The following is a 17,734-nucleotide window of genomic DNA, read 5'->3' on the forward strand; positions in this document are numbered from 1 at the left end:
TATGTCGTTTATGATGGTAAAAAAAGAGTTTAAGCTTATTGGATTAAAAGGTAGTGGGGAGTTTGTTAACTATGCTAAAGAAGTACCTTTGCTTGCAAAGCAACTATTAAGCCGCTCAAACGAAATTCTAAATCGAACAGAGGCCGAAATTGCATTATTTGAGCCTAAAAAGGACGAGATGCATAGGAGTGGTCATTATTATGTAGGGTTAATTGTGAGTGAAGAAGTAAATGAAGTACCGACAGGAATGGATTATATTGAAACAAATAAAAGTTACATAACTACAAGAGGGAATTTTTCTAATTTGGAAGAACTACATTTGAATTTTGGGCAGAAGAACAAGGTTACCAAAGAGATCTCGATTCTTATATTATCGAGACATATCACCCTATTGGGGAAGGCGATGAAGAAGTACAGATTTATTTACCAATTCAAGGTTAAAAGTATAAATAAAAAATCTTCTTCTATAAACGGTCAGGTCAGTTGAAGTATTTTGTATTATTAAAACGGAGATTTAATAAGAAAATCAGATAATCTATGAGGAGATAAAAAATGAACTCGAATTTCATTGAAGGTTTTAATATAAAAATTGCTACGAATGAGGATAGTAACATTATTATTAAAATGTTAAAACAAATAGCTCTATGGATGAAAGATAATGAAATACACCAATGGGGGTTTCTATTAGATGGTGGTGATGATGAAGAGATTGAACAAGCCATATCTAATCAAGAAACGTATATTGTTTTGAAAGATAACGAAATTGTTGCTACATTTACACTTTTGTCTAAACAAAGTGAATGGGATAGGCATATTTGGGGAGAGGATAATTCCTTTAAATCGCTTTACTTACATAGACTTGCGATTATTCCTACTTATATGAAGAAAGATATGGGTAAAAGTATTCTGACTTGGATACAGAACAATCTAAGTGATCAAGAATATCTCAGACTAGATTGTGTAGCAGATAATTTAAAGTTAAATAACTTTTATAAGAATAATAAATTTGAGCTTGTTGGTTTTACAGATGGACATAGTAAATATCAACTAAGTATAAAACAGTATTTTAAATCCTTCATCTAAATGAGTAGTTTAGAAGAAGGATACATTATCCATTTTGCGAATAAAGAAGGTAGCCTTATTGCAAAAGCAGTAAGGCTAATTTTTAATACCTAAAATTTTTTGAATAGGAGTAATCAGACTTGAAATTAGGTATCTTCGAATGCTACATAGAAGAATTAAGAAATTATTGTTATAAGCTAACTGGAACTCCTTGGGATGGGGATGATTTGTATCAAAATACAATTATGAAAATTTTGAAATACTCATCTCATATACCCAGTCACCCTAATCCAAAAGGATATCTCTTTAAAACTGCCACTAACCAATGGCGTGAGACAATTAGAAAGAATAGGCGTGAATTAGTAGATTTAGACTTAAATCAAGATTTAGCTACATTAGATATTAGCTTATTAGATTCAGTTGAGGCCATAATTTCATTGTTACCATTCAAACAAGCATCATGTTTATTATTAAAAGAATATTTCGGTTTCACATCGTTTGAGATTGCCGAGATGTTAGATATGACAAATGGAGGTGTTAAAGCAGCAATAAATAGAGCTAGAACAACATTGTCAAATTTAAAAGAAACAAAAAATAAACAAGAAGAAACTATACCATCTCTTGTAAATCGGTTATTAAATGCTTTGAGAGAAGATGATTTTAGAAATATAGTGACAACTTATCATTTACTAGTTTCTAAAGGTGCCAAGGTCAAAAAAGGGCATACACATTTTATATTCGAATTGTATGACCCAGATGGTAATGTTTTTGCAATACATGAAAAAATTTAAATTAATTCGTATCTTTGTGAGCATTTGTTTAGTTATTTATTTAAGGGGGTGATTTAGTGAAAACTGTAAAACGTATTGACGCAGTATTTTTGCCAGTTACTAATATTGATGCATCTGAAAAATGGTACATGAATACGTTTCCTTTTAAAGTAGTATACCGAAGTAGTGACGGGCGATATGTTGGCTTCCGTTTTAATGAAAAAGGAGAATTAAAAACAGCATTAACTCTATTTAAAGTTGATAAGCTACCAGAACGAAAGCATATTACATTTAACTTTTATTGTGAAGATGTTGATGCTTTCCATACTTACTTATCTAAACGTAATTATCATGTGAGTAAAATCCATGGCGGGGATGGTATGAGATTTTTTGATTTATTTGATCCAGACGGAAATGGATTGGGGATTGTTTCCTTTAAGGAAATACCAGTCAATGAAATTGAATAAATAATTGAATGAATAATAAGGAGAATTACTATGAATACATTTATCCATAGAGTTGGAACAATTTATGTACCTGTTGAGAATCCTGATTTATCTTCGAAATGGTATCAAGAAAATTTAGGAGCAGTTGAAAATTTTAGAAATGATGATAAGGCAATCTTGGACTTTGCGAATCAAAGTTTTTTCCTTGTTAAATCAAAGGTAGGAGAGAAGGCCATTTTTCAAGATTATGAAGGTAATGAGCATTTTTTAATGACATTTGAAGTTGATGGAATTGAGAAATTAAGGGAACTTCATTCATTTCTAACGGAAAAAGGTGTTATGGTAGAGAATATAGAAGATCGAGGGCACCCGGGAAACAATTTTGTGTTTTATGATATTGATGGTAACAAATTTGATGTATGGAGTGAGTTGAGTCCATTATTCAAAGAAAAATACAGTGTTTAAATTTTTGAAAATCCTTAGTATTTTTAAAGCAGCGCCACTAGCGTTGCTTTTTATTATTAAAACATTATAACAAAACAAATATGGAATGTAAGTGGGATAGTAAGATAGTATATAAAAACTTTGATAATGAGTATTAATTATCTTTAAAAATAAGTGTAATCTTTAATTGTGCTAATAGGTAGTGTTGATCTAAGTAGGGTTAATGCACTATTTTATTGAAGTTATTAAGCTAACGAAGCAGAATAATCTAACAGTGGGAGGTTTATTATGTTCGTGCTTAATATGCTATTGGCAATAACGGGAATGGCAATATTGATGTTAATTCTAATTTTCTTTGCATACAAAATACTACGAAACAAAAAGAACTTTTACTCTTGGTTTATCTTAGTAATAATCGTTTTCATTTTAGGAGTTGCCCTTTGGCAAAGTTTAAGCCGTTTCAAATAAGAACTTAATTCTTATTCAAGTAACCAAGCAGGTTTGTTAAACAAATATTGCTACATAATTAGAAAAGTTCTGAAGTTTTTAGGATATAAAAAAACCATCTATATACTAATAAAATATAGATGGTGTATGTAAAATATTAGTTTTTTAGGGTTGGCAACATAAATTTCCTTCGCCATTTTCGAGAGCAGACTTTAGACTATCAAGAACTCCTGACCAAGCCATTTGGTGCCAGTTAATTGCTTCAGTCCAGTCCTCATTGTCTTTAAATCCAATATGTTCAACAATTACTTTTGTAGAATCATCATTGATTGATATGAAACTTACATTAACATTTGTTAGTTCATTTTCATTGTTCATTAATGTCTCAAATTGGTCTGGCCCTTTCCAAGTAAAACTTAGCTCTTTTTCATTAATAAGTTTTGTGATTTTACAACCCTTAGTATTCATACCTTCACTATTTCCGGGAATAAAATAAAGTTCGTATGCACCACCTTCCTTAGCCTCTACTACCGTTTCAGGTGCAAACCATTCAGAAACTCTATCAGAGATTGTCCAGGCAAACCATACTAAATTTAATGGTGCATTTATTGTTACCTCTTTAATAATAGCTTTATCATTTGTGGTAGTTGTCAAAGAAACCTCTCCTTTTGTAAAATTATTACACTTAAATAGTAACATTATTAAAACAATTTCGAAAGGTTGATTTGTGAGTTTGTTTTTTAACCTTATTCAACTAAAGGGTAGCGTTGATCCAAGAAGGATTAACCGCCTTTTTTTGTTGAAGTTATTAAGATATCGGAGCAGAATTACTTCAACAAAAACTGTTGTGAATGAAATCTTTTGTCAAACTATTTAGTATATAATGTAAATATAGATTAAGATAACGTGTTAGAACTTAAAGGGGGAGTATTAAAATGTTGCAAAAATTAACAAATTTTATAACCGAAAAAGCATTCTACCTTTACTTTTTTTTAATGTTGTTGTTTTATTTTGGATACACATTATTGTGGAATCATAGACTTAATATGTCGGAACACTGGCAATCAAGAAATTTTTTGACAGAAGGAGATTTTGAAACTATTACTCGATTTGGAAAATTGACAGATGGTTTTGAAGTAATGTTTTATATCTTGTTCGCATTAATAAGCATTGTTTATTTTTTTAGAATCAACAAGGATAGAAAAGATAGCTCAATTGTAAAACAGTATTTCTTTGGGCATACTTTCTTGTTTATTACCGTAGTGGCTTTGAGTTTTATTATTTCTCTTATTACAAATGTACCTATTTACAATTTACTAAGTCTTTTATTTCTTCCAATTTCAATTTTTGTGGTGTTCCTTAGTTATATGTTATTTGGATTGATAAAATTGAGATTGGCTAATTAATGGTTTGTAAGTAATGAAAATTAGGAACAGCAATATGGAGATGACAACAGCTAACAATTTATTTATTCAACTAACGGGTGCGTTGATCCAAGAAAGATTAATGCACCTTTTTGTTGAAGTTATTTAACGAAGCAGGAGAGTGCAATAGAAGGTAACAATACAAATTGGGTTGAAATAGTAAAGAAAAAGAGATTAAGGGGGGCAAAACAATGAAGCTAAATATTAAATATCTAATAATGTTTGTAATTTCTATTGTGATAATTGTCGGTTGTAGTAATAAAACTTTGAAGCCTGATAGTCCAGATAATACTGCTCGATTAATGATATTAGCAATAATAAATAAGGATTACGAAAGTTTTAACTCCTTGTTTTCTGAAGGCAGGAAGGGAAGTGTTTCCAAAAGTGATTTTAGAGAACTTCAAGATATTACAACGGCTGGTATTGAGTATAAAAGGTACGAATTATTAACCTTTGAAAATGGGCAAATGTTATTAGTAAGGCTTACCCCCTCCGATAAAAATAATGAAATAAAAATAGAAGATGTAATAGTTGTATCTGATGAAATGAAAGAAATGTTTAAAGATTGATATTAAATTAACGGGGTAGGTTTGTTTAGCAAGGAGAAGGAAAATTTTATGAAGACATTGAAATAAAGTAAGAAAAAGAAATGGGGCAATATAGAATGGGATTTAATTTCCTTGAACTACTTGCTATCTTTACTGTATTTTACATTTTAAGATTGCTTGGCGATTCAAAATATAAAACTAAAGATAAGAAAAAGGTTGCTTTAGATATAATCTCAACATCTATATTGGCTTTTGTGTTGCTATGGATAATTAATTTCTTATTCAACTAATGGGTGCGATGATCCAAGAAGGATTATCGCCTATTTTAATAGAAGTTATTGAACTAACGAAGTAGGATAGTAGAAGAAGGGTGTTAAACAATAGGGGGAAATTTATGAAAAAGTCTTTGATTACTTTAATAGTGTTAGTTTTATTAGGTGTGGGGATTTACTTCATTATCGGATTATTTAATACTAATCCAACAGAACCAACCATAACTGTTGAAGGTAAAAAAGTAGAAGTGGCACAAGGTTCATATTGTTGGGATAGGTTGCTTAACTCCGTTTGTGCGGATACGAGTTCACCGCCGGAACTTATTAAGAATCAAGGACTAAAACCTGTGGCTGTATCACCTGAATCTGAAATAAAAATAGAATTTAAAAAAGAACCTAACGAAAATACATTGGGAGTCAGCAATTGGATTAGTGATAACGAAGTAGATGAAGTTTCGCTAAATGATAACGTTTTAATTCCACCAAAAGAAAAAGGTGTATATGTGTACGATGTCCATGCAAGGTTGGAAAAAGGAAGTTCAAGTTATGCTTTTGTAATTGAAGTTCAATAAGCAGTCGCTTCTTGCACTAACGGGGCAGGATAGTTGAAGAATCGAGTGCAAAATGTGAATAGATAGTAGATAAATTAATATGGAGGATACATATGTCATTTGGACAATGCCAGAGCATTAAGTCATTGATGTCAGGATTTGATAGACCTTGGTTTATTGCTGGAGGATGGGCAATTGATCTTTTTATAGGGAAAGGAACAAGAGAACATAAAGATATAGAGTTTGCCATTTTTCGAAAAGACCAAATATATTTGAAGAATTATCTCAAAGAATGGGAGTTTAAGAAAGTCGTTAATGGTAAGTTCCATGCTTGGGAAAGTGAGTTTTTAGAGTTACCAATTCACGAAATACACACTTTAAATATGTTAAGTGGCGACAAAATAGAAATTCTTCTAAATGAAACAAAAGAAAATAATTGGATATTTAGAAGAGATTTAAGGATATCATATCCACTCTATTCTATTGGGAGTATTAATGAAACAGGTATTCCATACCTAAAACCAGAAATTGTACTATTGTATAAGGCGAAAAACACAAGAGAAATAGATCATCAAGACTTTATAAAAATAAAGGATTATCTCGATAAAAAGAAGAAAAAATGGCTTGAAAATGCTCTGGAAATCCACGAACCAGAACATAAGTGGCTTAGATTTTTAAGGTAATTTTTGTTGAACTAACAGGCTTAAATTACACGTCCTCCTTACAAAAAAATGAGGAACATTACTTAGTTAATTGCCATATGTACATATTATCCTTGATTCCGATTCTCATCATATTTAACTTTTTTAAGACTTTAATTGATGAAATATTATCAATTAAACATTCAGCAACTATTTTTTTTACAGTACCAGTTGAGAATGCCCATTTAATAATTTCATTTACTGCTTCTGTAGCAAATCCCTTGTTTTGAGCTGCCGGTACAATCCCATAACCTACTTCAACAATATTTTCTGAGTCAGGTTTGCCTTTAAACCCAATATCACCAATGATTGTATTATCTTCTTTATTAATAACAAGCCATACACCCCATCCTAATAGGGAAGGGTCTTCTTTTAGTTTTTTCAAGTAATTGTTTATATGGCTTCCAATTTTAAATCCTTTGGTCGCATATACAGAAAATACTTCATCAGTGCAAGGGACAATTACTAGTCTTTGAGTTTGAAGTTCCATTTTTTCTCCTTGTTTACTTAATTTTTATCACTTCTGTAATATAAATCATCTTCATTTCTCATTTATGTCTTCTCATAATTACTTTACTGTCCTATATATCCTCTGTAAACAATAATCGTAATAATTTATTCTACATTACTCAATGTTTTTATTGTGAAATCCTTCGCTTAAACATTCAATGCTTATATTGAATAAGAACATCACATAAAATAACAAAAAACTTGGGATGTCCCAAGTTTTTTTGTGTTAATTGTATTGTAAATTCCCTTGCTATTTTCATTTTAAACCGTATTTTATTGGAACTGTGATTTTAAGTTTTCTTCACATTATCGGAGATCTTACTAAAACAGGGTGTTCATACTTAGATAATCTTTGTATCATTCTTTGGGGCTTCAAGTTTCATTTTTTCAAGCTCGACTCGCATTTTCTCAGTTTCAAGCAAGTAATTTTCATGCTTCAGTTTCTCTAACTCTAATTCATCTTGGATCATCTTATGTTTATATTTAGATTGTGTCTGAAAGTGACTCGTGATAATCGCAACAAGCGGAATTGAAAAAACCATTACAACCGCAACAATACCTGTCATTCTTTGACCTCCTTACAAAAAAATCCGTTTCTTTATATATATTTCATTATACCAAATATACGGAAGAATAAGCCGTATGGTTTCAAAATGTGTAACCTTTTTTTAGAATGTTTCGTCAGTTTAGTAAAAGCGCACATTTGGAGGACATATGATGAAAAAATGGATGTTTGTACTTTTAATCGCGATTTCTATTACTCTAACAGGTTGTGGAGAAAGTGATGCAAGTAGTAAGCTGTCTGGAAGAAAACCGCCGGAGACGGTGATTCAAATTGGAAATGAAACCTATCCAACGAAACTAGGTACGTACTGCTGGAGCACTTCAAATACAAGTGAATGTGTTGACACAGCTGGGCCTGAAGGATTATTGGAGGGAAAGGAACCGATTGTTGTGCCCCCAGGTGAAGAAATTACATTTATTATGGATTATGAGCCATTGCCAAATGAAGTGCACCTAGCTATTTACAATGGTGACAAGGAAAAAGAAGTAAAAGTAGTAAATCATCGTTTTACGGCACCTGCGGAAAAAGGGATATATTACTATTCATATGGCGTTTGGTGGATGGATGAAAACGAAGAGAATGTATCAAACGGTGATGCGTTTTACGCCTTTGCACTTGAGGTAAAATAGGAGGACGTTATGAAAATAAGAAAAGCGGTAATAGCTGATGCATCAGGCATTGCAAAGGTGCATGTCGACAGTTGGAGATCGACCTATTCAGGAATTGTGCCTGATGAGTACCTTAAGAATTTATCCTATGAATCTAGGGAAATGATGTGGAAAAAAGGAATCCCTCACGGCCATATATTTATCGCAGAAAATGAAGAAGGTGAAGTCGTAGGATTTGCCTGTGGTGGGCAAGAACGGAGCGGGGAATACGAAAACTTTCATGGCGAGCTCTACGCGATTTATATTTTAAAAGAATATCAAGGGCGAGGCTTGGGTAAAAAGTTAGTAGCTCCTGTTGTAAGACAACTTTTAGGCAAACACCTAACTAACATGCTAGTATTAGTTTTGGAAGAAAACAAATCCTGTCTATTTTACGAAGCACTTGGAGCCCGCAAACTAGATTCGGTCGAAGTCGAAATTGGCGGGAAGATACTGAAGGAAGCAGTTTACGGATGGGATGATTTAAAAACAAGCTTTGGCACGATAATGAACTAGGAGGTACAACATGCTAGCAACTCTTGAAAAAAATGAACCCAATTACATAGCAACATTTGAACGTCATTATCCACATTCGGTTGATGAGGTGTGGGCGATGCTAACAGAAAACGATAAACTACAATCTTGGTTTTCAGAATTAAAGGTTGATGGTCTTCATAAGGGAGGCCGTATCCTATTTGATATGGGGGATGGAACCTTCGAAGAAATGACCATCACTGACTTTAGTGAACACGCTGTTTTGGAATATACGTGGGCAGACGACAAGGTCCGCTTTGAGTTGACCCCTGAGCCAAATGGTTGCAAATTTCTTTTAATTGAAACGATCACAAAGTTGACTGAACATACCCCAAGAGACTTAGCTGGTTGGCATGTTTGTTTAGATGTCATAGGTGTTTTACTTGATGGAAAACAAGTGGATGACCGTAAGAAGCTCTGGGAACCGATATATGAACAATACGTCCAAGCCATAGCTAGCTTAACTAAATAACACTTCATAAAGAAGCCGATCCATAAGGATATGGCTTCTTTTTTATACGCCATCGAGCACTCTTATGGAAAATAATTCATAAAATTAAAAGGGAAATCAAAATATGGCTCGAATAAAGTAAATATCGAAGTCTGTAAAAAATGGGGGCCAAGAACATGACACAAAAGCTCATAAGGGTCGGAACCACTTACCTTCCTGTTTCAAACGTGGAGCATTCAGCTAGCTGGTATACTGAAAAACTTGGAGCTACGCTAAATTATATGGATGAGGACAAAGCAATCATCGATTTGGCGAATCAAAGCTTTTTCCTTGTTGCAGCATCGGAAGGACAAAACTCAAACTTCATAGATTCAAAAGGTAATGAACGCTTTTCACTAACTTTTGAGGTTGATGGTTTACAAGCATTAGAGAAATTACATAAAGAATTCAAAGATCTTCGTATATCTGTTGGAGAAATTGAGGACCGTGGCCATGCAGGTAAGAACTTTGTATTTAGAGATCCAGACGATAACCAATTCGACGTTTGGAGCGAACTCAGTCCAACATCTAAAAAGTGAGGGTTAAAAAATGCAAGCATTACTAGTGATTGATGTCCAAAATGGAATAGTGAAGTTTAAAGATTTTAGCGAGGAACTTCACAAAATTCAACAAATCATTCAAGATTTTAAAAAGAAAAAACTACCCGTAATCATGGTACGTCATTTTGATGAGGTTGAGGAAAGTCCGTTATATCGGGAATCTGAGGGCTCTGAATTACATGAATCTATAAGAGATTTTGCGGATTATATCGTTGAAAAAGAGACACCGAGTGCCTTTTTTAAAACAAAGCTAGCAAGTATTTTAGAGGAACTCGGAGTAGAGCACATATTTATCACTGGCTTTGAAACAGAGTTCTGTTGCATGTTTACTGCCATTTCTGGATATGATCGAGGCTATAAAGTAACCTTTATTGAAGATGCAACCGGAACCACAAACACTGAAGATACGTATGAGATGAAAGGACTCGATATTAAGGACTTTGTTGGAACAGTCCTTAATTGGTCTAATGTCGTTGAGGTTCTATATTATGATGAGTATAAGGAGACCTATCAAAAATGAAGCAAGCACTTCAACTTAGAGAAGAGGGCCATTTTAAGGAATCAAATGATCGGTTATTGAGTTTGATAAAGGAGTCCCCAGATGATCCTCAACTAAACTATCAGGTTGCTTGGAGTTTTGATGTGTTAGGTTTAGAATCGGAAGCGGTCCCTTTTTATGAAAAATCAATCGCACTAGGTTTAAAAGGTGAAGATTTAGAAGGGGCACTTTTAGGTTTGGGTAGCACTTATCGGACCCTCGGAAAATATGAAAAATCAGCAGAGACTTTAGTAAAAGGTCTCGAGCTATTCCCTGAAAATCATGCGATAAAGTCTTTTTACGCGATGACACTATACAATCTTAATAGACATCAGGAAGCTATGGAAATTTTGCTAAAAAGTCTAGCCACGACCTCGGGTGATACGTATATTCAACAATACAATCGTGCAATCAACTTTTACGCAGATAAGCTTGATGAAATATGGAAGTAAAAAACCCTCCACAATCGGAGGGTTAGACTTCAATGATAAACGGAACAATCATCGGCTTTCGTTTTGTTTGGGCAAATAGGTACTGCCCCACTGCTTTTTTAATTTCTCTTTTCATTGCATTCCACTGGTACTTATTTTCACTTTGCAGATCTAGAATCGACTTTTTCACAAGTCGGTTCGTCTCCCTTAGAAGCTCTTCAGAATCTCGATTGAACACAAAACCGCGTGTAATTGTATCAGGACCGGATATGATTTTCTGATCTCGTTTACTGAGTGTAACAACAATGACAACCATGCCATCCTCAGATAACTGCTTGCGGTCGCGTAAAATAATATCGCCAACATCACCGACACCAATTCCATCCACATAGGTGTCTCCAGAAGGGACTTTCCGAGTTTGACGGGCCTCCGAATTTTGAACATCAACCACATCGCCATTTTGAATAATGAAGGTATTCTCTGGATCCACTCCAACGGATGCTGCTAGCAATTTGTGCTGATGTAACATCCGATATTCGCCGTGAATCGGGATGAAAAATCTTGGCTTCATTAAGGTCAGCATGAGTTTTAATTCCTCCTGATACCCATGACCAGACACATGCATACCAGTTGCGCTCCCACCATATAAAACGACCGCCCCAAGCTGGAACAAATTATCAATAATGCGTGATACATTTTTTTCATTACCAGGAATCGGACCGGCCGCTAGAATTACCGTATCCTCAGGAAGGATTTGAACATCCCGGTAACTTGCATTCGAAAGACGGGCAAGTGCAGCCATCGGTTCCCCCTGACTTCCTGTACATAAAATACAAACCTTCTCCGGTGCAAGATTGTTCACCTCTTTGGCATCAATCAGCATCCCATCTGGTAGGTTAATGTACCCGCGCTCGACCGCAACATCTACCACATTCACCATACTTCGCCCTAGCAGAGCAAGTTTCCGGTTTGTTTTCATCGCCGCATCAACAACTTGTTGTACCCGACTAATGTTGGAAGCAAACGTTGACACAAATACCTTACGCTTTGCTTTGAAAAAAGCTTCATCTATACTGTTTCCAACTTTTAACTCAGTCGGTGTTGAACCAGGGCGCTCCGCATTCGTACTTTCTGATAATAGTACAAGCACACCTTCTCTCCCGATTTCAGCCATCCGATGAATGTCCGAATGTTGGTCATTCACAGGTGTCAAATCAAATTTGAAGTCACCAGTATGTACAACTCTACCCTCGGGAGTGTCAAACACAATTCCGAGGCAATCCGGAATACTATGATTTACTTTGAAAAAGGAAACTGATATTTCCCCAAACGTAAGCTTTGAATCTGCATCAATTGTTATTAGCTCCGAATCCGCAATAAGTCGGTGTTCTGTCAGCTTTAACTCAATTAAACCTAGTGTAAATCGAGTCGCATAAATTGGTACATTGAGCTTTTTTAAAAAGTATGGAATCCCTCCAATATGATCCTCATGCCCATGCGTAATGAGGAGTCCGCGGATTTTTTCCCGATTTTCTTCTAAATAAGTAAGGTCCGGAATAATTAAATCGATGCCAAGCAGGCTCTCATCCGGAAACTTCCCCCCACAATCAATCACCAAAATGTCATCATCATACTGTAGCACATACATATTTTTCCCAATCTCATTAATCCCGCCAAGTGCAAAAATCGATAATTCGTTGCTCAACATTTACGCCTCCTACATCTGAAATCGTGTTCTTAGTTTGACCAGAGTGTATTGGATTTATTTATAAGGTGTTCCAAAATATGTTAATATTAGTTTTGTGAGGGGGTATTGAACGTGAAACGATTACCATTTGAACGACGAAACGTACATTATGATGAGAAACTTTTTGAAATAGATGAGCAAATATGTGCCCTTTTAGAGAAGAGAAAAAATATCTCAAATGACAATCCAGGATTACCAAAGGATGAAATGATTTCTGGGTGGGCAAAAAAATATGGATTCTACAAAGAATATTTGAATGCTGTTTTTGAATCATTTCAATCTGAAAAATATTTCAAACCAAGGGTAGAGCCCGAAGGATTTAAGAAACACCTGCCGGTTTTAAAAGCTGTCGAGGTAAAAAATGTACTTTATACTATCAGTTTTATACGACAATACTCGAACGCAAGTGTCATCAATTTAATTATCGATTGGGATGCATCAGAAGAAATCGAAGAAACGTGGGTACACACTTTTTGGGAATTAGAAATGGGAGACAAGTACGATTGCAGAACAGAAGGTGGTAGTGGATCAGGAGGCCATGTTTCTTTTAAATTTGTTGTGTCACCTCCACTACCAGACGATCCAAAGGGAATAGTCCTACAATTCAAGGGAGAACAAACACCATATCGTGAAGCTCCAACAGGGGTAGAGTTTGAAATTGAATTATGAACTATTTTATGAAACTTAATGTAATGGGCACACTTTATGCCCTTGCATTATTTGTTGCGATCGAACTAATTTTAAATGTTTATCGGATTAGTAGACTCACAGGCTTGGAGCTTGGAAGTGTAACAAATGTGGTTACTATTCTTGTTTTTTTGGGATTTGTTGGGGCAACCTTTTTGTTCATATTGATGACAAAAAGGTGGATGAAGGCAAGAAAATCTAGTTACTGGTCTGTGGTACTTTGGGCACCATATCTTGTATTCTATGTTTATATATTTGCTTCACTTTTCCCAATTATAGACCCCGGAGAAGTACCCAGCCCAGGTGTCGGCCTAGTGCTCATTGCTGCTCTGTTTGTGTACCCATTTTATGTGGCTTTGGTGAATTTTGTCGGTGTGAATCTACGGAGAGGATAAGGTGTAATCTATGATTTTCAAATTGATCATTCTTGTTTTGGTGGTAATTTTGGTGGGTACTGCCGGCGAAACGTATATAAGAAGAAGGTTTAATATAGAAAAAAGAAGCAGGATATATGGCTGGATCAATAAAGTTCAGGCGAGCATTGAAATCGTACTATTTCTCGTGTTTATTGTCGGGCTTTGGTTCTTGATAGATCATATTTTTTTCTACATGATTGGTTTCTTTACCGTTCTTAATTCTCTCCGCGCTTTTATGCACTGGAAATATGAACCCGAAAAGAAGCACCATATCCTTTTTGTGTATGAATTAGTACTGTTAATGGCAGTTTGGGCTGTGGCATATTGGTGGATTTTTGAGTGATTTCAGTTATTAGCCATAAAATAAAAATAACGGCCATAAACTTTTTTTATTGGCCGTATTTTTGTGCTAACGGCTATAAAAGTTTAATAAAAGCCATAAATTGTCCCACGCTGAAAAGATTAATTAATTTTAGGCTGTTTTCGCAAACTTTGTTGTTTTTATATCGTTGACTTCCGCTTCAGGTGGACGCTTTCCGCGGGCGTGGCTTGAGCCTCCTCAACGAAATGTGGAGGCGGCTTGCACAGAAACGAGAAAATTGGCCACTCCGACAAAGAGGCGTAATTTGCCTCTGAAGGAGGAGTTGAAATTTCTCGAGTTTCTAGCCGCTACAACTGGACAAGTCGCTGCCGCTCCTGCGGGGTCTCAAGTCTCACGCTTTTCCCGCTGGACATTGAATTTGCTTCTTTGAAATAACCCACGCACGAAGAAAATGTGAATACATTTTCGAGGAGTCGCCACCTTACGCTCCAACCAACTTGGTTTGCAATTTATTAACATAAAGCAACAATCTTTTAGAAAAGAGCCTAATTTTAAAAGGATTTAAAGGGATTTAAAGGGATTTTGTCGAAAAAAACATTATCAAATCATAAAGGAGTTAGAGTTAATGAGGAAAAAAGAGTTAGAAATCCCTTTACGCATTAGAAAACTTGAAGCCGAACTAAAAAGATTGCCGGAATCGCACCCAAAATATCAGGAAATTAGCGATGAATATGGCCGAAGGATGTCCGGTTATCGTGGTGAACAATCCTTAACGTACTATTTGTCCTTTTTAAAAGAAAAAAATTACTCCATCTTCCACAACCTGCGTCTTCCTGACATCTCCGGAGAGCACTTTTTTGAAATAGACTTACTTCTAACCAGCCCCACATACCAACTAATCATTGATGCTAAACATTATCGCGGAGAATTATATTTTGACGGTAAGTTTGACCAACTGATCCAAACCTACAAAGATACGAAGAAATCGTACCACTGCTCGGTTGCCCAAATCAACAGGCACCAACTACAGCTAAAACGACTCCTCGAAACCTTTAAATTACCCAGCCCCCCAATTGAAACCTTAGTTGCCTTCACAAATCCCAATGCTATTATTGATGCCAGCAAAGACTTTAAACACTTTCATAAAGTCATAAAAAGCCCAAGTTTTCTTTCGAAAATAGATTTGTTTGAGAAGAGGAATAAGCAAGAAATATTTGATAAAAAACAACTTCAAAAAGTGTCAAAACTACTTTTAAAGAAACATACCCCACATGATCACGACATACTCGCACAATTCGGGATAAAAGAGCATGAACTCATTAAGGGCGTGCGATGTCCTAAATGCAACAAGATTCCAATGGAACGAACGCCCAGGTCGTGGCGCTGTACAAAGTGCAATTATACCTCTAAGACAGCTTATCTGAACTCTTTGGTTGATTATTCGCTTTTAATCGGGAACACAATCACAAATCAACAACTACGTGATTTCTTAAAATTGCCTACTCGTTCAGGTGCAAAAACAATATTCAAGTCATTAAATTTAGAGTATAGGGGTGATCTGAAGGCTAGAGTATATATCATCCCTGACGATTTTGAAAATATCCTTAAAGAATTTGAGTGAAAATAGGGTTCGTTTAGTATTTATGGCTAATAATATTTTTTTATGGCTGATAAACAAAATTTATGGTCAATAATCAAAAAATATGGCCGGTAATTAAACTTTATGGCCAATAGTTCCAAAAAGCAGGATTCCCCACCCCACGTCTCGAATGAATGAAAAATGTCAATCCTACATACTATCAAGGAGGTCTAAACCATGTATGAATTAAAAACAAAAGAGAATGACGGAAGTGTCATCGAATTTATTGAAAGTGTTGAGAGTCCGAAGAAGAAAGAGGATGCTTACAAATTATTAGATATTTTCACAGAAACGTCTGGATACCCGGCAAAAATGTGGGGGCCGAGCATTATTGGTTTTGGATCCTACCATTACAAATATTCCTCCGGTCATGAAGGAGATGCGCCACTTGTTGGATTCTCACCACGCAAAGCAAAAATTAGTCTGTATTTTGCACCTGGCGATACAAAGCGTGAGGAGCTTCTCGAAAAGTTCGGCAAGTACACAACTGGAAAAGCGTGTGTCTACATTAATAAAATTGCAGATGTCGATGTTGATGTACTTAAAGAGTTAATTACCCAATCCATACAATTTTTAAAAGAAAGGTATCCTGAAAAATAAGGTAAACTTATATCAATACATAAAATTAATCAAATTTAGTTATCCCTCGAAATGAAGTACGATAGAAGTAACACATATTAAAGAGGCGATAAAAATGACTTATACCATTAAGGCAATTGACCACATTCAACTTGCTGCACCAAAAGGCAGTGAAAACCAGGCACGCCATTTTTACGTAGCCATTTTAGGCTGCAAAGAAGTCGAAAAGCCAGAGGCTCTTAGAAAAAACGGCGGTGCTTGGTTTACGTTTGGAACTGTGCAAATTCACATCGGTATCGAGGATCCGTTTGCACCCGCCAAGAAGGCACACCCAGCATTCGAAATCGAAAACTTAGAAGCCTTAAAACAACATCTTCTTAACAACAAGGTGGAGATAATTGATGACAACAACTTGCCGGGTGCAAATCGATTTTATGCACATGATCCGTTTGGCAACCGCCTAGAATTCTTAGAATGGAAGTAGAGTTGAACCAATGAAAAACCAGTTACTCAATCCAGTTCCCGAAAAAATTAGACCTTGAACTACAAGACATCTTCGAACGAATCAGCAGTTCGAAGCCACTGCAAATATATGAATGAACGACAAACTGATTGCCCACACTATGGCTAATGTAGAATTTTCCATAGTGGAGGTGGTCAGTTTGCCTAAGGATACGAAAAATGAAAGCCTAGAACTTTCTTCAAATGATGCACTTCGCGGGAAGCCCTATCTCGATATCGATCGCACTATTATCGAGGGAGTTTCAGCGTATGTGAATAAAGAAACGAAAACAAAAGATGTATAGGGGCTTAAAGCCTCTTTTTTGTTTTAAACGTAAGAGGAAAAAGTGAGTAGAGTCCAACAAGATAAAAAAAGGATGTCCCCTGAGTTGAACCGTAAATGTTAGACACTCCAATCTAACGTTTACAAGGCATTTCACCCCGGACATCCTTTTTAATTTAGCGTCCCAGATAGGAATCGAACCTACGACCTACAGCTTAGGAGGCTGTCGCTCTATCCTACTGAGCTACTGGGACATCATATAAAAAAATATACTACAGAAATTAATTATAAATTTAATTACCGAAAAAGGTCAAGACATTGAAACGACAAATAAAAAATCCACTCTCCTTTTGGAAAATGGATTAGCATGAAATTGGAAAAGCCACAATTGCCGTAATACGCTAAGAAAGTTTAAAACCACCACTCCTCAAAGTGGGTGTTTGCAGAAACATTCCTGTATGTCCTTCAAGTCGCCATGGACGAAGGCCTGCCATTCCAGCTTCAATGTTAAACTCCCTATTACAGTTCAAAGGTTAAACTTTATTATGATTACGTACAATGTAGCTTGTATATGTATACTACATGATTGAAACGATGAAATCAAATGTAAAAAAAATCCA

27 protein-coding genes, 1 tRNA gene and 1 other RNA gene are annotated in these 17,734 nt (G+C 35.4%); 23 read left to right on the plus strand and 6 right to left on the minus strand.

The window, feature by feature from the left end; genetic code table 11:
• The first annotated feature begins 1 nt into the window (after position 1).
• The 6 genes from NST91_RS04945 (at position 2) to NST91_RS04970 (ending at position 3,190) form a co-directional block, all read left to right on the plus strand.
• A complete protein-coding gene (locus tag NST91_RS04945; RefSeq protein ID WP_341330250.1) occupies positions 2–487 on the plus strand; it encodes an AraC family transcriptional regulator in 486 nt (161 codons plus the stop codon).
• Positions 488–552: 65 nt separating this feature from the next.
• Entirely contained in the window at positions 553–1,083 is a 531-nt protein-coding gene (locus tag NST91_RS04950) for a GNAT family N-acetyltransferase (RefSeq protein ID WP_341330251.1), read from the plus strand.
• Positions 1,084–1,202: 119 nt separating this feature from the next.
• The gene (locus NST91_RS04955; RefSeq protein WP_341330252.1) at positions 1,203–1,853 is read left to right on the plus strand and encodes an RNA polymerase sigma factor; all 651 of its coding nucleotides are present in this window, start codon (positions 1,203–1,205) and stop codon (positions 1,851–1,853) included.
• 56 nt (positions 1,854–1,909) lie between these two features.
• Positions 1,910–2,299: a VOC family protein gene (locus NST91_RS04960; protein ID WP_341330253.1), complete on the plus strand. Its 390-nt coding sequence runs from the start codon at positions 1,910–1,912 to the stop codon at positions 2,297–2,299.
• A 30-nt stretch (positions 2,300–2,329) separates the two neighbouring features.
• On the plus strand, positions 2,330–2,743 hold the full coding sequence (locus NST91_RS04965; RefSeq protein WP_341330254.1) for a VOC family protein: 414 nt from the start codon (positions 2,330–2,332) through the stop codon (positions 2,741–2,743).
• A 267-nt stretch (positions 2,744–3,010) separates the two neighbouring features.
• Positions 3,011–3,190, plus strand: coding sequence for a hypothetical protein (locus NST91_RS04970; protein WP_341330255.1), 180 nt, complete (start codon positions 3,011–3,013; stop codon positions 3,188–3,190).
• 144 nt (positions 3,191–3,334) lie between these two features.
• Here NST91_RS04970 and NST91_RS04975 read toward each other — a convergent pair whose 3' ends face one another.
• A complete protein-coding gene (locus tag NST91_RS04975; protein ID WP_341330256.1) occupies positions 3,335–3,823 on the minus strand; it encodes an SRPBCC family protein in 489 nt (162 codons plus the stop codon).
• Between the two features lie 281 nt (positions 3,824–4,104).
• Between NST91_RS04975 and NST91_RS04980 the strand changes: the two genes are divergently transcribed.
• The 4 genes from NST91_RS04980 to NST91_RS04995 all read left to right on the plus strand — a co-directional run bounded on the left by NST91_RS04980 (position 4,105) and on the right by NST91_RS04995 (position 6,647).
• Positions 4,105–4,575: a hypothetical protein gene (locus NST91_RS04980; protein WP_341330257.1), complete on the plus strand. Its 471-nt coding sequence runs from the start codon at positions 4,105–4,107 to the stop codon at positions 4,573–4,575.
• A 209-nt stretch (positions 4,576–4,784) separates the two neighbouring features.
• Positions 4,785–5,162 carry a hypothetical protein gene (locus NST91_RS04985; RefSeq protein WP_341330258.1) on the plus strand — a complete coding sequence of 126 codons (378 nt, stop codon included), beginning with the start codon at positions 4,785–4,787 and terminating at the stop codon, positions 5,160–5,162.
• Between the two features lie 373 nt (positions 5,163–5,535).
• On the plus strand, positions 5,536–5,985 hold the full coding sequence (locus NST91_RS04990) for a hypothetical protein (RefSeq protein WP_341330259.1): 450 nt from the start codon (positions 5,536–5,538) through the stop codon (positions 5,983–5,985).
• Between the two features lie 92 nt (positions 5,986–6,077).
• On the plus strand, positions 6,078–6,647 hold the full coding sequence (locus NST91_RS04995; protein ID WP_341330260.1) for a nucleotidyltransferase domain-containing protein: 570 nt from the start codon (positions 6,078–6,080) through the stop codon (positions 6,645–6,647).
• Positions 6,648–6,705: 58 nt separating this feature from the next.
• On the opposite strand, the gene NST91_RS05000 is transcribed toward NST91_RS04995, so the two are convergent.
• Together NST91_RS05000 and NST91_RS05005 are read right to left on the minus strand one after the other, a co-directional pair.
• Positions 6,706–7,155, minus strand: coding sequence for a GNAT family N-acetyltransferase (locus tag NST91_RS05000; protein WP_341330261.1), 450 nt, complete (start codon positions 7,153–7,155; stop codon positions 6,706–6,708).
• Between the two features lie 361 nt (positions 7,156–7,516).
• Entirely contained in the window at positions 7,517–7,741 is a 225-nt protein-coding gene (locus NST91_RS05005; RefSeq protein WP_121446430.1) for a hypothetical protein, read from the minus strand.
• Positions 7,742–7,892: 151 nt separating this feature from the next.
• Here NST91_RS05005 and NST91_RS05010 point away from each other — a divergent pair, with 151 nt between their 5' ends.
• The 6 genes from NST91_RS05010 to NST91_RS05035 all read left to right on the plus strand — a co-directional run bounded on the left by NST91_RS05010 (position 7,893) and on the right by NST91_RS05035 (position 10,961).
• Positions 7,893–8,369, plus strand: a complete 477-nt coding sequence (locus NST91_RS05010) for a hypothetical protein (protein WP_341330262.1) — start codon at positions 7,893–7,895, stop codon at positions 8,367–8,369.
• Between the two features lie 9 nt (positions 8,370–8,378).
• On the plus strand, positions 8,379–8,903 hold the full coding sequence (locus tag NST91_RS05015; protein ID WP_341330263.1) for a GNAT family N-acetyltransferase: 525 nt from the start codon (positions 8,379–8,381) through the stop codon (positions 8,901–8,903).
• Positions 8,904–8,913: 10 nt separating this feature from the next.
• The gene (locus NST91_RS05020; RefSeq protein WP_341330264.1) at positions 8,914–9,393 is read left to right on the plus strand and encodes an SRPBCC family protein; all 480 of its coding nucleotides are present in this window, start codon (positions 8,914–8,916) and stop codon (positions 9,391–9,393) included.
• Positions 9,394–9,548: 155 nt separating this feature from the next.
• Complete coding sequence (locus tag NST91_RS05025; protein ID WP_341330265.1) at positions 9,549–9,950, plus strand: VOC family protein; 402 nt, start codon at positions 9,549–9,551, stop codon at positions 9,948–9,950.
• 10 nt (positions 9,951–9,960) lie between these two features.
• Positions 9,961–10,491, plus strand: coding sequence for a cysteine hydrolase family protein (locus NST91_RS05030; RefSeq protein WP_341330266.1), 531 nt, complete (start codon positions 9,961–9,963; stop codon positions 10,489–10,491).
• Positions 10,488–10,961: a tetratricopeptide repeat protein gene (locus NST91_RS05035; RefSeq protein ID WP_341330267.1), complete on the plus strand. Its 474-nt coding sequence runs from the start codon at positions 10,488–10,490 to the stop codon at positions 10,959–10,961. Before NST91_RS05030 ends, NST91_RS05035 begins: the two co-directional genes overlap by 4 nt.
• A 22-nt stretch (positions 10,962–10,983) precedes the next feature.
• Here the strand turns inward: NST91_RS05035 and NST91_RS05040 are convergent, their stop codons facing one another.
• A complete protein-coding gene (locus NST91_RS05040; protein WP_341330268.1) occupies positions 10,984–12,648 on the minus strand; it encodes a ribonuclease J in 1,665 nt (554 codons plus the stop codon).
• A gap of 111 nt (positions 12,649–12,759) precedes the next feature.
• Between NST91_RS05040 and NST91_RS05045 the strand changes: the two genes are divergently transcribed.
• The 7 genes from NST91_RS05045 to NST91_RS05075 all read left to right on the plus strand — a co-directional run bounded on the left by NST91_RS05045 (position 12,760) and on the right by NST91_RS05075 (position 17,136).
• Positions 12,760–13,356 carry a hypothetical protein gene (locus NST91_RS05045; RefSeq protein WP_341330269.1) on the plus strand — a complete coding sequence of 199 codons (597 nt, stop codon included), beginning with the start codon at positions 12,760–12,762 and terminating at the stop codon, positions 13,354–13,356.
• 8 nt (positions 13,357–13,364) lie between these two features.
• The gene (locus NST91_RS05050; RefSeq protein WP_341330270.1) at positions 13,365–13,769 is read left to right on the plus strand and encodes a hypothetical protein; all 405 of its coding nucleotides are present in this window, start codon (positions 13,365–13,367) and stop codon (positions 13,767–13,769) included.
• Positions 13,770–13,779: 10 nt separating this feature from the next.
• Positions 13,780–14,133, plus strand: coding sequence for a DUF4181 domain-containing protein (locus NST91_RS05055; RefSeq protein WP_341330271.1), 354 nt, complete (start codon positions 13,780–13,782; stop codon positions 14,131–14,133).
• 604 nt (positions 14,134–14,737) lie between these two features.
• Positions 14,738–15,733, plus strand: a complete 996-nt coding sequence (locus NST91_RS05060; protein WP_341330272.1) for a nuclease-related domain-containing protein — start codon at positions 14,738–14,740, stop codon at positions 15,731–15,733.
• 195 nt (positions 15,734–15,928) lie between these two features.
• Entirely contained in the window at positions 15,929–16,351 is a 423-nt protein-coding gene (locus NST91_RS05065; RefSeq protein WP_341330273.1) for a DUF1801 domain-containing protein, read from the plus strand.
• Positions 16,352–16,445: 94 nt separating this feature from the next.
• Complete coding sequence (locus tag NST91_RS05070; protein WP_341330274.1) at positions 16,446–16,814, plus strand: VOC family protein; 369 nt, start codon at positions 16,446–16,448, stop codon at positions 16,812–16,814.
• Between the two features lie 178 nt (positions 16,815–16,992).
• Positions 16,993–17,136: a hypothetical protein gene (locus NST91_RS05075; RefSeq protein WP_341330275.1), complete on the plus strand. Its 144-nt coding sequence runs from the start codon at positions 16,993–16,995 to the stop codon at positions 17,134–17,136.
• Positions 17,137–17,294: 158 nt separating this feature from the next.
• On the opposite strand, the gene NST91_RS05080 is transcribed toward NST91_RS05075, so the two are convergent.
• Both NST91_RS05080 and ssrS read right to left on the minus strand, forming a co-directional pair.
• Positions 17,295–17,368 (minus strand) — tRNA-Arg (locus tag NST91_RS05080).
• 121 nt (positions 17,369–17,489) lie between these two features.
• Positions 17,490–17,684: non-coding RNA, 6S RNA (gene ssrS / locus NST91_RS05085), on the minus strand.
• Positions 17,685–17,734: the final 50 nt, after the last annotated feature.

The organism is Ferdinandcohnia sp. FSL W7-1320, assembly GCF_038050315.1.
Taxonomy (GTDB): domain Bacteria; phylum Bacillota; class Bacilli; order Bacillales; family Bacillaceae_L; genus Ferdinandcohnia; species Ferdinandcohnia aciditolerans.

Coding starts and splice junctions, on each gene's coding strand:
- NST91_RS04950 (WP_341330251.1), top strand. CDS start 553: ATGAACTCGAATTTCATTGAAGGTTTTAATATAAAAATTGCTACGAAT.
- NST91_RS04945 (WP_341330250.1), top strand. CDS start 2: ATGTCGTTTATGATGGTAAAAAAAGAGTTTAAGCTTATTGGATTAAAA.
- NST91_RS05070 (WP_341330274.1), top strand. CDS start 16,446: ATGACTTATACCATTAAGGCAATTGACCACATTCAACTTGCTGCACCA.
- NST91_RS05025 (WP_341330265.1), top strand. CDS start 9,549: ATGACACAAAAGCTCATAAGGGTCGGAACCACTTACCTTCCTGTTTCA.
- NST91_RS05030 (WP_341330266.1), top strand. CDS start 9,961: ATGCAAGCATTACTAGTGATTGATGTCCAAAATGGAATAGTGAAGTTT.
- NST91_RS04990 (WP_341330259.1), top strand. CDS start 5,536: ATGAAAAAGTCTTTGATTACTTTAATAGTGTTAGTTTTATTAGGTGTG.
- NST91_RS05060 (WP_341330272.1), top strand. CDS start 14,738: ATGAGGAAAAAAGAGTTAGAAATCCCTTTACGCATTAGAAAACTTGAA.
- NST91_RS05005 (WP_121446430.1), bottom strand. CDS start 7,741: ATGACAGGTATTGTTGCGGTTGTAATGGTTTTTTCAATTCCGCTTGTT.
- NST91_RS05000 (WP_341330261.1), bottom strand. CDS start 7,155: ATGGAACTTCAAACTCAAAGACTAGTAATTGTCCCTTGCACTGATGAA.
- NST91_RS05040 (WP_341330268.1), bottom strand. CDS start 12,648: ATGTTGAGCAACGAATTATCGATTTTTGCACTTGGCGGGATTAATGAG.
- NST91_RS04970 (WP_341330255.1), top strand. CDS start 3,011: ATGTTCGTGCTTAATATGCTATTGGCAATAACGGGAATGGCAATATTG.
- NST91_RS05020 (WP_341330264.1), top strand. CDS start 8,914: ATGCTAGCAACTCTTGAAAAAAATGAACCCAATTACATAGCAACATTT.
- NST91_RS05010 (WP_341330262.1), top strand. CDS start 7,893: ATGAAAAAATGGATGTTTGTACTTTTAATCGCGATTTCTATTACTCTA.
- NST91_RS05055 (WP_341330271.1), top strand. CDS start 13,780: ATGATTTTCAAATTGATCATTCTTGTTTTGGTGGTAATTTTGGTGGGT.
- NST91_RS05050 (WP_341330270.1), top strand. CDS start 13,365: ATGAAACTTAATGTAATGGGCACACTTTATGCCCTTGCATTATTTGTT.
- NST91_RS04985 (WP_341330258.1), top strand. CDS start 4,785: ATGAAGCTAAATATTAAATATCTAATAATGTTTGTAATTTCTATTGTG.
- NST91_RS05035 (WP_341330267.1), top strand. CDS start 10,488: ATGAAGCAAGCACTTCAACTTAGAGAAGAGGGCCATTTTAAGGAATCA.
- NST91_RS04965 (WP_341330254.1), top strand. CDS start 2,330: ATGAATACATTTATCCATAGAGTTGGAACAATTTATGTACCTGTTGAG.
- NST91_RS05015 (WP_341330263.1), top strand. CDS start 8,379: ATGAAAATAAGAAAAGCGGTAATAGCTGATGCATCAGGCATTGCAAAG.
- NST91_RS04980 (WP_341330257.1), top strand. CDS start 4,105: ATGTTGCAAAAATTAACAAATTTTATAACCGAAAAAGCATTCTACCTT.
- NST91_RS04995 (WP_341330260.1), top strand. CDS start 6,078: ATGTCATTTGGACAATGCCAGAGCATTAAGTCATTGATGTCAGGATTT.
- NST91_RS05065 (WP_341330273.1), top strand. CDS start 15,929: ATGTATGAATTAAAAACAAAAGAGAATGACGGAAGTGTCATCGAATTT.